9 protein-coding genes are annotated in these 12,365 nt (G+C 69.3%); 2 read left to right on the forward strand and 7 right to left on the reverse strand.

Features of this window, described 5'->3' with window-relative positions:
* Positions 1-26: 26 nt before the first annotated feature.
* Positions 27-1,763 (forward strand): gamma-glutamyltransferase, encoded by a 1,737-nt coding sequence (ggt, locus tag AC1DGW_RS15260; RefSeq protein ID WP_478024615.1) that lies wholly within the window; start codon positions 27-29, stop codon positions 1,761-1,763.
* A gap of 63 nt (positions 1,764-1,826) precedes the next feature.
* Here ggt and gltS read toward each other — a convergent pair whose 3' ends face one another.
* From gltS to AC1DGW_RS15290, 6 genes are all read right to left on the reverse strand, one after another.
* On the reverse strand, positions 1,827-3,038 hold the full coding sequence (gene gltS / locus AC1DGW_RS15265; protein WP_478024617.1) for a sodium/glutamate symporter: 1,212 nt from the start codon (positions 3,036-3,038) through the stop codon (positions 1,827-1,829).
* A gap of 456 nt (positions 3,039-3,494) precedes the next feature.
* A complete protein-coding gene (locus tag AC1DGW_RS15270) occupies positions 3,495-3,890 on the reverse strand; it encodes a RidA family protein (RefSeq protein ID WP_478024619.1) in 396 nt (131 codons plus the stop codon).
* 159 nt (positions 3,891-4,049) lie between these two features.
* Positions 4,050-5,474, reverse strand: coding sequence for an N-acyl-D-amino-acid deacylase family protein (locus AC1DGW_RS15275; protein ID WP_478024621.1), 1,425 nt, complete (start codon positions 5,472-5,474; stop codon positions 4,050-4,052).
* A 3-nt stretch (positions 5,475-5,477) separates the two neighbouring features.
* Entirely contained in the window at positions 5,478-6,341 is an 864-nt protein-coding gene (locus AC1DGW_RS15280; RefSeq protein ID WP_478024623.1) for a MurR/RpiR family transcriptional regulator, read from the reverse strand.
* Positions 6,342-6,357: 16 nt separating this feature from the next.
* Complete coding sequence (locus AC1DGW_RS15285) at positions 6,358-7,713, reverse strand: GntT/GntP/DsdX family permease (protein ID WP_478024625.1); 1,356 nt, start codon at positions 7,711-7,713, stop codon at positions 6,358-6,360.
* A gap of 24 nt (positions 7,714-7,737) precedes the next feature.
* Complete coding sequence (locus AC1DGW_RS15290) at positions 7,738-8,973, reverse strand: amino acid deaminase (protein WP_478024627.1); 1,236 nt, start codon at positions 8,971-8,973, stop codon at positions 7,738-7,740.
* A 241-nt stretch (positions 8,974-9,214) separates the two neighbouring features.
* On the opposite strand from AC1DGW_RS15290, the gene AC1DGW_RS15295 reads away from it, so the two are divergent.
* Complete coding sequence (locus tag AC1DGW_RS15295) at positions 9,215-11,506, forward strand: NADP-dependent malic enzyme (RefSeq protein WP_478024629.1); 2,292 nt, start codon at positions 9,215-9,217, stop codon at positions 11,504-11,506.
* A gap of 96 nt (positions 11,507-11,602) precedes the next feature.
* Here the strand turns inward: AC1DGW_RS15295 and AC1DGW_RS15300 are convergent, their stop codons facing one another.
* Positions 11,603-12,322 (reverse strand): autoinducer binding domain-containing protein, encoded by a 720-nt coding sequence (locus AC1DGW_RS15300; protein ID WP_478024631.1) that lies wholly within the window; start codon positions 12,320-12,322, stop codon positions 11,603-11,605.
* Positions 12,323-12,365: the final 43 nt, after the last annotated feature.

Consider the following 12,365-nt stretch of genomic DNA (forward strand, 5'->3'; position numbering starts at 1 on the left):
CCGCGAACCGCAAACCGGAGATAGGCATGACCCTGCGAACCCTCGTTTCCCTCCCTGGCCGCGGCATGGCGCTGCTGCTGTGCGCGCTGCTGGCGCTGGCGCCGCCGGTCGGCGCGCGCGAACTGCTCAATTACCAGGCGATCCAGAAACCCGACCATGGCGACCGCGGCATGGTGGTCAGCCAGAACCTGCGCGCCAGCGAGATCGGCGCGCAGGTGCTGCGCGACGGCGGCAATGCGGTGGATGCGGCGGTGGCCACGGCCTTCGCGCTGGCAGTGCTGCTGCCGCGCGCCGGCAATATCGGCGGCGACGGCTACATGCTGCTGCACCTGGCTGGCGAGAAGCGCAGCGTTGCCATTGACTACCGCTCGATGGCGCCGGCGGCGGCCACGCTGGAGCGTTTCATCGGTGCCGACGGTCGCATCGATGGCGAGACCGCCGGCTGGAAGGCCGCCGGCGTGCCCGGCACCGTGGCCGGGCTCGCGCTTGCGCATCGCCAGCACGGGCGCCTGCAATGGGCGCGCCTGCTGCAGCCGGCAATCGAACTGGCCGACAAGGGCGTGGTGCTCAGCCGCGACGAAGCCTTCGCCCTGGACTGGGGCCGCGAGCGGCTGGCGCGCAGCCCGGCTGGCGCCAGCGTGTTCCTGCATGCCGACGGCAGCGCGCTGCGTGCGGGCGAACGCCTGCGTCAGGCCGATCTGGCGTGGTCGCTGCGGCTGATCGCGCGCGACGGTGCGGACGCGTTCTACCGCGGGCCGATCGCACAGCGGCTGGTGGCGGCCATGCAACGCCATGGCGGTCTGATCGGCAGCGACGACCTGGCCAGCTACCGCGCCATCGAACGCGAACCGCTGCGCACCACCTACCGCGGCCGCGAGGTGGTGACCATGCCGCCGTCCAGCGGCGGTGGCGCCAGCGTGCTGGAAATGCTCAACCTGCTCGAACACGAGGACCTGGCCGCGCAGGGCGCCGGCTCGGCGGCGGCGCTGCATGCGATGACCGAGGCGATCAAGCTGGCCTGGGCCGATCGCGCGCGCCATGTCGGCGACCCGGCCTTCGTCGCCGCGCCGGTGCGCGGGCTGGTGTCCAAGGCCTATGCCGATACGCGCTGGAAGCTGTTCTCGCCGGAGCGCGTGCTCGACGCCACCACGTTGGCGGCGGGCGATCCCATGCCTTACGAAAGCCCGCAGACCACGCATTTCTCGGTGGTCGACGCCGACGGCAACGCAGTCAGCAACACGTTTACCCTCGGCTCGGATTTCGGCGCCGGGGTGATGGCCGAAGGCACCGGCTTCCTGCTCGGCAACCTGATCGGCAATTTCTCGCTGCGCGCGCAGCTGGCCGCGCGCGAGGAGCCGGGGCGGGTGGTGACCAACGCGCTGCAGCCCGGGCGCCGGCCGGTCTCGAGCATGTCGCCGACCATGGTGCTGCGTGACGGCAAGGTGTGGCTGGTCACCGGCAGCCCGGGCGGCAACACCATTCCCGGCACGGTGATGCAGACGATCGTGGACGTGGTCGATTTCGGCATGAACATCGCCGAGGCCACGCACCGGCCGCGCATCCACCAGGACATGGGCAGCGGCATGCTGCAGATCGAACCGGGCTTCAGCCCCGACACGCTGCGCCTGTTGCAGGGCATGGGTCATCGCATCGAAAGCGACGAGACCATCGGCAGTACGCAGACGCTGATGGTGGGCGACGACGGCGGCGTGCAGGGTGCGGCCGACCCACGCCGGCCCGGCGCAGGTTCGGCCGCGCAGTAGGCCGCAGACGGCAGGGCCGCCATTGCGGCGGCCCTGCGGAGGGTGGACGAAGATCCGGGCGCGTCAGTGCGGCCAGAAGTTGAGGAAGCCGGTGATGATCAGCGCGTTGACGAAGTCGATGAAGAACGCGCCCACCAGCGGCGCCACGAGGAAGGCGCGCGGCGCCACGCCGTAGCGCTGCACCAGCCGGCGCATCACCGCCATGGCATTGGCGGTGGTACCGAGCATGAAGCCGATGAAGCCGCCGCCCATCACCGCCGCGTCGTAGTCGCGGCCCATCACGTAGTAGATAGGCACCGCGAACAGCGCCACCAGCGCCACCTGGATGACCAGGTTGACCACCAGCGGCAGGCCCATGCCGGCCAGCTCCCACAGTTTCAGGTCCATCAGCGCCACCGCCAGGAACAGCGCCAGGCAGATGTTGCCGATCAGGTCGGTGGTCGGCACCGATAGTTTTATCAGGCCGGTGTAGTCGTCGATGTTGCGCACCACCGCGCCCACCAGCATCGCGCCGATGTAGGACGGCAGGGTCAGGCCCAGGCCCGCGAAGCCCTGGCTGACCCAGGCGCCCAGCCACATGGCCATCAGCAGCACGACGATGCTCTTGAGTGCATCGAACTCGCGCGCCGATTCGCTGGGGAAGTGCACGTGCACGCTCTCGTCGGCCTCGGCGGCGCCATCGGCCCTGGCACCGTTGCCGGCCGGGCCGCTGATGCGGAAGCGGCGCATCAGCACGGTGATGGCCGGTCCGCCGATCACGCCGCCGCAGATGATGCCGGCCATCGCCGCGGTGATGGCCAGGGTCTCGGCGCCCTGCAGGCCGGCCTTCTCGAACAGCGGCGCGAAGGCCATGCCGGTGGCCGGGCCGCCGGTAAGCGTGGCCGAACCGGCGAGCACGCCGAACATCGGGTGCAGGTCGAACATCCACGCCACGCTGATGCCGACCAGGTTCTGCACCACCGCGAAGACGCTGGCCAGCGCCAGGAACACCATCACCTGGCGGCCGCTGATGCGCAGCAGGCGCAGGCTGGCATTGATGCCCAGGGTGGTGAAGAAGGCCACCATCAACGGCACCTTGAGGCTGGTGTCCAGTTCGAACAGGGTGGTGCCGCGCGCGTGCGCGGCCCATACCAGCAAGGCCACCAGCAGGCCGCCGACGACCGGTTCGGGCAGGTTGTAGCGGCGCAGCACCGGGATCGCGCGGCACAGCGCATAGCCGGCGAACAGGGTCAGGCCGCCGAAGGCGATCGTCTGTACGGCATCAAGTTGGATCATCGAATCAATACCTCGTGCCCTGCCAGTGCAGGTGTCTGGGGCGGGGTCCGGCGGAGGGCCGGCGCCGCCGGGGGGAGAACTGCCCGGGGGGATGTGGCTCCGCGGCACGGGGGAGGGACGGAGCCACGGGCAGTCCGGCGGGGGCCGGCCCGTCCGCATGACGGATGGCAGACGGTTCGATGTCCGACGGCGGGTTTTCCGCCAGTCGGGGCGGACGGGGATGGCTGCGGCCGGCATGGACGCAAGCAGGCAGGCATGGCGTGTCTCCATGGCGAGCGGGCCGGTCTGTCGCGCCGCAGCACGGAATGTGGAGCGGGGCGGCGACATCCACCATAGCCATGGAACGGGGCGTGGCGCCAGTCGCAATAGATCGCGGCGGCATAGCCGGCCGTTATGCGCGGCAGCCGCGGATGCCCCTGCCCGGCGGCGCCGGTACAGGAGCGGGCAGGCGCGGATTCAGCGCTGCGGGCGCTTCCAGGCGATGCAGTCCACTTCCACCTTGCAATCCACGACCATGCGGTTCTCCACGCAGGCGCGCGCCGGCGGGTGTTCGCCGAAGTAATGCCTGAATACGGTGTTGAACGCGTAGAAATCGCGCGCGTCGTCCAGCCATACGCCGCACCGCACCACGTGTTCGGGGCCGTAGCCGGCTTCGGCGAGGATCGTCATTACGTTGCCGATGGCCACATGCGCCTGCTCGGTCACGGTGCCGCCGACCAGTTCGCCGTCGCGCATCGGCACCTGGCCGGAGACATACAGCCAGCCGTCGGCCTCGACCGCGCGCGAGAACGGCATGTGCTGCCTGCCCTGGCCGACACCGCCTTCAGCGCCGTAACGTTTGATGTCGCTCATGGATGCTCCTGACTTGGTTTGCAATGACCAGAGCCCTCTCCCTGCGGGAGAGGGGCTGGGGTGAGGGTACGGGCGAAACCCCGCAATATCGGGCTGCACGAGGCTTCGCCCGTACTCTCATCCGCCCTTTCGGGGCACCTTCTCGGGGAGAGAAGGGAATCAGTGGCCCGGCGCGATGAACCGCCCCGGGCGCGCGACCACTTCCCTGCCGTCGTAGGCCAGCTGCCCGTTGACCCACACCGCGTCGATGCCCTCGGCCGCGCGCACCGGGTCGTGGAAGCTGGCGGTATCGCGCACCCGCGCCGGGTCGAACAGCACCAGGTCGGCGCACGCGCCGGCGTGGATGACGCCACGCGCGCCCAGCGCGAAGCGCGAGGCGGGCAGGCCGGTCATCTTGTGCACGGCGGTGTGCAGCGGGAACAGCGCCTCGTCGCGGGCGTAATGGCCGAGCACGCGTGGGAAGGTGCCCCACAGGCGCGGATGCGGGCGCGGATCGCGCGGCAGGCCGTCCGAGCCGATCATGGTCAGCGGATGCACCAGGATGCGGCGCACGTCGGCCTCGTCCATGCAGTGGTAGACCGCGCCGGCCGGCTGCAGGCGGGTCGCCGCCTCCATCAGCGGGACGCCCCAGCCGGCGGCAATGTCGGCCAGCAGGCGCCCGCCCTGCGCCGGTTCCGGCCCGGACCAGGTGATCAGGATGTCGTAGGCGTCGGTGACCTGTTTCAGGTCCAGGGTGGACGCGCTGGCGGCGTAGGGATAGCAGTCGCAGGCGACATCCTGGTCGGTCGACGCGGCATCGAGGCGGTGCAGCACGTCGCGGCTGCGGCCCCAGTTGTCGATGCCGGCGCACTTCAGGTGCGAGACGCGCACCGCGGCGCGCGGCGCGCGCGCCGCGTCGAAGGCTTCATCCATCGCTTCGAGGATGCCGCCGAATTCGTCGCGCAGATGCGTCGCGTACAGCCCGCCGTGCGGCAGTTCCGCCGCCAGCTCCGCCACCTCGCTCGATGGCGCGTGGAACGCCGAGCCGTAGGCCAGGCCGCTGCTCAGGCCCAGCGCGCCCTGCGCCAGGCTCGCGCGCAGCTGCGCGCGCATGGCGGCGATCTCCCCGGCGGTGGCGGCGCGGTCGAGCTGGTCCATGTGGTTCTGGCGCAGTGCGGTATGGCCGACCAGCGCGGCCACGTTCACCGCCGGCCGCGCGGTTTCCACCGCCTGGCGGTAGCTGGCGAAATCGGGGAAACGGAAATCGTCGGCCTCGCCGAGCAGGTTCATCGGGTCCGGCACGTCGCCGCGGATGCGCACCGGGCTGGCGCTGATGCCGCAGTTGCCGACCACCACCGTGGTCACGCCCTGCGACAGCTTGCTGGCCATGCCCGGATTGCGCAGCACTTCCAGGTCGTCATGGGTGTGCACGTCGATGAAGCCCGGCGCCAGTGCGCGGCCGGCGGCGTCGATCACCTGCCGCGCCGCGCCGGGTACCGCGCCGACCGCGACGATACGGCCGTCGCGCAGCGCCACGTCGCCGTGGCGGCCGGGGCGGTCGCTGCCGTCGAGCACCAGCGCGTTGCGGATCAGGACGTCGTGCATCGATCAGTCGCCCAGCGGCAGGCGCGAGTCGCCGCCCCGGTAGCGGTCCAGTGCCAGCTTGATGCGGCGCAGGTGCTCGTGGTTTTCGCTGGCGCCATTGAGCGCGGTGGTGGTGGCCAGCACGTCGATGGCCAGCATCATCGCGTAGCGCGAGGCGGACGGTTTGAACACGAAATCGGTTTCCTCGATGCTGATCGGCAGCAGCCAGTCGCTCAGGTCGGCCAGCGGCGTGCCGGCGCGGGTGATGGCGCCCACGCGCGCGCCGTAGGTGCGGGCGATCTCCACCGCGGAGGTGACTTCCGGGGTGATGCCGCTGACCGACAGCGCCAGCACCAGGTCCTGCGGGCCGAGGATGGCGGCGGTCATCTTCATCACCACCGCGTCGCTGCAGGCGGTGATCGGCAGGCCGAAGCGCATCAGCCGGTTCTGCAGTTCCTGCGAGAACACGGTGGAGCAGCCGCCGATGCCGAACACATGGATGCGCCGCGCCTGGCAGATCGCGTCGGCCAGCTGCTGCACCACCTCTTCCTGCAGGTTGGCCAGGTTGTGGCGCAGGCTGGCCTGGATGTCGTCGCAGATCTGCGCGAACAGCGCCGACACCGGCGGCGCATTCTGCTGTTCCAGGAAGCGCTTGCCGATCGCGCTGGCCGACGCCAGGCGGGCGCGCAGTTCGCGCACGTGCTCGCAGCCCAGGGTCTTGGCGAAGCGCGAGATCGCCGCGGCGCTGACCTCGGCGCGTTCGGCCAGCTCGGTCACCCCGTACTGGGCCGCGGCATCCACGTCGGCGAGGATGGTGTTGGCGATGCGGACCTCGACCGGGCTGAATTCGTGCAGCCGTTGGCGCAGTTCGTAGACGATGTCGAACATGATGGGAATCTTCGGTTCAGAGCACGGCGGCGAGGGCCGCCACCAGCGCGAGCGCGGTGACGGAGATGAGGGTTTCCAGCACGGTCCAGGTCTTGAAGGTCTGGGCCACGGACATGTTGAAGTATTCCTTCACCAGCCAGAAGCCGCCGTCGTTGACGTGCGACAGCACCACCGAGCCGGCGCCGGTGGCCAGCACCAGCAGTTCCGGGTGCGGGTAGCCCAGGGCGGCGGCGATGGGGGCGACGATGCCCGAGGCGGTGGTCATCGCCACCGTCGCCGAACCGGTGGCGATGCGCATCAGCGCGGCCATGGTCCAGCCCATCAGCAGCGGCGACAGGTCGAACTGGCGGGACAGGTCGATGATCTGGCTGGCCACGCCGGTATGCACGAGGATGCCGTTGAGGCCGCCGCCTGCGCCGACCAGCAGGGTGATGGCGGCGGTTGGTGCCAGGCATTCCTGCGAGAACTTCAGGATCTGCTCGCGGTTGAAACCGCGCAGCAGGCCCAGGGTGACGAAGCTGAGCAGTGTGGCCAGCAGCAACGCCACCACCGAGTGGCCGATGAAGCGCAGGCCGTGGTTGAGGGGCGAACCGGGCGTGGCGATCTGGTCGGCCCAGCCGCCCAGCAGCATCAGCGCCACCGGCAGCAGCAGGGTGGCGAGGGTGATGCCGAAGCCGGGCAGCTGGTCGTCGGGGATGCGGCTGTGGCCCTCGTCCAGCAGCGCGGCTTCCATCGGGTTGTGCGCCGGCAGTTTCACCCATGGTGCGACCACCCTGGCGAACAGCGGCCCGGCCAGCGCGGCGGTGGGCAGGCCCACCAGCAGCGCGTAGAACACGGTGCGGCCGACATCGGCGCCGTAGGCATGCACGGCCAGCATCGCCGCCGGGTGTGGCGGCACCAGCCCGTGTACCACCGACAAGCCCGCGACCATCGGCAGGCCGACCAGCAGCAGCGGTACGCCGGTGCGGCGGGCGACGTTGAGCGCGATCGGGACCAGCAGCACGAAGCCGACCTCGAAGAAGATCGGCAGGCCGATGCAGAAGGCGATCAGCATCATCGCCCAGTGCACGTTCTTCGTGCCGAAGCGCGCGATCAGCGTGCGCGCGATGCGCTCGGCGCCGCCGGATTCGGCCATCATCTTGCCGAGCATGGTGCCCAGCGCCACGATCAGCGCGATGTGGCCCAGTGTCTTGCCCACGCCCTGTTCGTAGGCGGGCAGGATTTCCGGCGCCGGCATGCCGGCCAGCAGCGCCAGCCCCACCGAGACCACGGTGACGCTGATGAAGGGATTGAGCCGGTAGCGGGCGATCAGCACGATCAACGCGAGGATCGCCAGCACGGCGTAGATCAGCAGCAGGTGTCCATGGCTCATGCGTACCGGTCCGGGGCGGGCAGATCAGAACTGCGTGGTGACGGCATCGACCACGGTGTGGTCGTCGTCGACCACCAGCAGGTGGCGCCACTTGTCGAAGGTCAGGCACGGGTGCGAGATGTCGAAGCACAGCATGTCGCCCACGCGCAGGTCGTCGTCGGCCCGCACCTGCAGGAAGGCGTGCTGGTCCATCATCGCCGTCACCTGCCAATGCGCGGCGGCGTCGCCCGGTGCGGCGTCGCCCGGCCGGTAGTGCAGCGCCGGTACCGGGAAGCCGGCGTCGAACGCGGCGTCGCGCTTGCCCAGCCCGACGATGGCCTTGTCGGGTTCCGGCCGCGACTGCACGTAGGCCCACAGCCGCAGCGCCGGCTGCAGGCTGGTGCCCATCCGCCGTGCGACCGGGTTGCCTGCATGGATGCGGTTGGCGGCCTGTCGGTAGGCGCCGACGTCATGGGTGAGGTAGCAGCCTGGCCTCAGCACGATCTCGGCGGCGGCGTCGCCGGACAGCGTGGCGAATTCCTCGGCGACCACGTCGAACCAGGCCGAGCCGGCGCCGGACAGCAGCGCCGGGATGCGGCCGAAGGCGTGGTCGTCGCGCAGGCGCTGGAAGGTTTCCACGCTGCGGCGCAGGACCGCGCGCACGCCGGCCTCATCAGCCACCACGCCCTCGTAGACTTCCACGCCGGCCAGCCGCAGCGCCTGCGGCCAGCGTGCGACGGCCTCGACCACCGCCTGCGCCTGCGCATCGTCGCGCACGCCGGTGCGGCCGCCGGCAATACCGATTTCCAGCAATACGTCCAGGCGCAGCCCGCGCGCGTCGAACCAGCGGCCCAGCGCGTCGGCGTTGTCGGCCGAGTCCACCAGGCAGAACACCTCGGTATCGCCGGCGTCCAGCAGGTCGGCGACGATGGCCATGTTGGCCGGGCCGACCAGCTGGTTGGCGACCAGCAGGCGGCGCGCGCCGGCCAACCACGCCTCGCGTGCCTGCGGCGCGGTGGCCACGGTGATGCCCCAGGCACCGGCGTCGAGCTGCAGGCGGAACAGTTCCGGGCTCATCGTGGTCTTGCCGTGCGGCGCCAGCTGCACGCCGTAGGCGGCGACGAAGCGGCGCATCCATTCCAGGTTGTGCAGCAGCGCCGAGCGCAGCAGGACGGCGGCGGGCAGGCTCACCTGTTCGCGCAGGATCGACCAGCCCTTGCTGCCGGCGTCCGTTGCCGGCAGCACACTGACGCTGGCGCCGAGGCCCTTGCCACGAAGCATGGCGGGCGCAGCGTGAAATAGTTTTTTATCCATGCCGGATCACTTTCATGGTGTCCCCGTCCTCCCGTCTGGAGAGGTGTCTATGTAGCAGATAACTGGTTCTATGAAAAATATTTTCGTACATTGCTGCATGGCAGCATGGCGAATCGGGCATGCCGTCCTGAATACAGTCCCGGATGAAACGGTTCATGTCGTCGTTGAGTCGCTAGAATCGGGCATTCAGCCATAGCAAGTCCCGTCGATGTCCAAAGAAGATTTCAAGCAGGCCGCCCTCGACTATCACCGCATGTCGCCGCCGGGGAAGATCCGGGTCGCCGCCACCAAGCCGATGCTCACCCAGCGCGACCTGTCGCTGGCGTACTCGCCGGGCGTGGCGTATGCCTGCGAAGCGATCGTTGCCGATCCGGCCGCGGCCAGCGAGCTGACAGCGCGCGGCAATCTGGTCGCGGTGATCTCCAACGGCACCGCGGTGCTGGGCCTGGGCAACATCGGTCCGCTGGCCGGCAAGCCGGTCATGGAAGGCAAGGGCGTGCTGTTCCAGAAGTTCGCCGGCATCGATGTGTTCGACATCGAGGTGGACGAGAACGACCCGGACAAGCTGGTCGACATCATCGCCTCGCTGGAACCGACCTTCGGCGGCATCAACCTGGAAGACATCAAGGCGCCGGAATGCTTCGTGGTCGAGCGCAAGCTGCGCGAGCGCATGAACATCCCGGTGTTCCACGACGACCAGCACGGCACCGCGATCATCGTCGGCGCGGCCATCCTCAACGCGCTGGACATCACCGGCAAGAAGATCGGCGAGGTCAAGGTCGCCACCACCGGCATGGGCGCGGCCGGCATCTCCTGCGTGAACATGCTGGTGGAGCTGGGCGTCAGGCCGGAGAACGTGCTGGCCTTCGACCGCGACGGCGTGATCTACAAGGGCCGCGAAGGGCTGGATCCGGAGAAGGCGCGCTATGCGCGCGACACCGACAAGCGCACCCTGGCCGAGATCGTCGAGGGCGCGGACATCTTCCTGGGCCTGTCGGCCCCGGGCATCCTCACCGCCGAGATGGTCAAGACCATGGCGCCGGATCCGGTGATCTTCGCCCTGGCCAACCCGACTCCGGAAATCATGCCGGAAGTGGTGCGCGCGGCCCGTCCGGACGCAATCATCGGCACCGGCCGTTCGGACTACCCGAACCAGGTCAACAACGCGTTGTGCTTCCCGTACCTGTTCCGTGGCGCGCTCGACGTCGGCGCCACCGGCATCAACGAGGAAATGAAGGTCGCCTGCGTGCGGGCCATCGCCGCGCTGGCCCGCAAGGAAGCGTCCGATCTCGGTGCGGCCTACGGCGGTGACACGCCGAGCTTCGGCCGCGATTACCTGATTCCGCGCCCGTTCGACCGCCGCCTGCTGGTGGAGCTGTCCTCGGCCGTGGCCCAGGCGGCGATGGATTCGGGCGTGGCCACGCGCCCGATCGACAATATGGCCGCCTACCGGGAGAAGCTGGCGCAGTTCGTCTATCGCACCAGCCTGCTGATGAAGCCGGTGCACGACCAGGCGCGCGCCGACAAGCAGCGCGTGGTCTATGCCGAAGGCGAGGAGGAGGTGGTGCTGCGCGCGGTGCAGAACGTGATCGACGAGGGTGTGGCCTTCCCGATCCTGATCGGCCGTCCTGACGTGATCGAGTCGCGTATCGAGCGCCTGGGCCTGCGCATGAAGCCGGGCGTGGATTTCGAGATCACCAACATCAACGACGATCCGCGCTTCAACGACTACTGGCAGTACTACCACGGCCTGACCGGCCGCCGCGGCGTGACCGTGGCCGCGGCCAAGAACCTGCTGCGCTCGCGCCCGACCCTGATCGCCGCGGTGATGGTGGCGCGCGGCGAAGCCGACGCCATGCTCAGCGGCGTGGTCGGCCGGTTCCACAAGAAGCTCGGCTACGTGCGCAGCGTGATTCCGCTGGAGCCGCGGGTCAGCTCGACCTCGGCGATGACCGGCGTGATCAACTCGCAGGGCGTTTTCTTCTTCGTCGATACCCACGTGCAGGAAGACCCGAGCGTCGAGCAGATCGTCGAGTCCACGCTGCAGGCGGCCTACCGCATGAAGCTGTTCGGCATCGAGCCGAAGGTTGCGCTGCTGTCGCATTCCAACTTCGGCAGCCATGACTCGAAGGACGCGCTGAAGATGCGCCAGGTGCGCGAGCAGCTGCTCAAGCGCAACCCGCGCCTGAACGTGGACGGCGAGATGCAGGGCGACACCGCCTGGGACGAGGCGCTGCGCGAAAAGCTGCTGCCCAACAGCACGCTCAAGGGCCGCGCCAACCTGTTCGTGCTGCCCAACCTGGAGGCGGCCAACATCGCCTACAACCTGGTGCGCGTGTTCACCGACGGCGTGGCGATCGGCCCGATCCTGATGGGCACGTCCAAGCCGGTGCACATCCTTACCAGCAGCGCCAGCGCCCGCCGCATCCTCAACATGACCGCCATCGCCGCGGTCGATGCGCAGATCCGCAAGCAGATGGATGCCGAACGCGGCAGTTGAGCCGCGGCGGCAGGGCAGCAACGACAAGGCCGGCGCATGCCGGCCTTGTCGCATCTGCGGATCGCGATCCGTTTTCCCGGCCGGCCCGTGGCCGGATCAGGCGATGATGCCCAGCACGACCGCGCGCACCGCCGCGGCAGTGCGGTTGCCGACGTCGAGCTTGGCCATGGCGTTGTTCAGGTGGAAGTTGACCGTGCGCTCGGTGATGTTGAGGCGCGCGGCGATCTGGCGGTTGGTGTGGCCTTCGGCGACCCAGCGCAGGATCTCGATCTCGCGTTCGCTCATGGCTTCGCGTGAGGTCGCGCGCCAGCGCACGAGCATTTCCCGCGCGAGCCCGTGGTGGGCGACCTGGCCCAGCCAGAGCAGTTGCGGCCACCTGGCGCGCAGTTCCTGGGGGGCGAGCTTTTCCCCGCCTCGGGTCACGGTCAGCATGCCGCGCACGCTGTTCGCCGCCAGTGCCGGCAGCGACACGCCGCAGGTGATGTCGTGCAGGCGCGCATCCTCCCAGAACGCGGCCGCTGGATCGAGCGGATCGTCGGAGTTCGACCAGGCGAAGGGATCCAGCGATGCCGCGCCCTGGCGGACGGTGGGATCGACCAGCAGGTAGGCATTGTCCTGGTAGCGCTTCTGCCAGGCATCCGGGTAATCGTTGAGCATCACGATCTCCGGCTGCGCCAGCGGCAGGGGCGCGCGCATGCCATAGGCGCAATGTTCGAAGCCCAGTGCACGCACCAGCCCGGCGACCGTGCCGAACAGGTCTTCCTGTCCACCGGGCGCCAGCAGCGCATTGAGTTGGTCTTCCCGCCACGCCTCCATTTCCGCCCTCGATGAAATCGTGATCCCGGTCCAGCGCTACTGT

The organism is Stenotrophomonas sp. 05N423 (genome assembly GCF_056397145.1).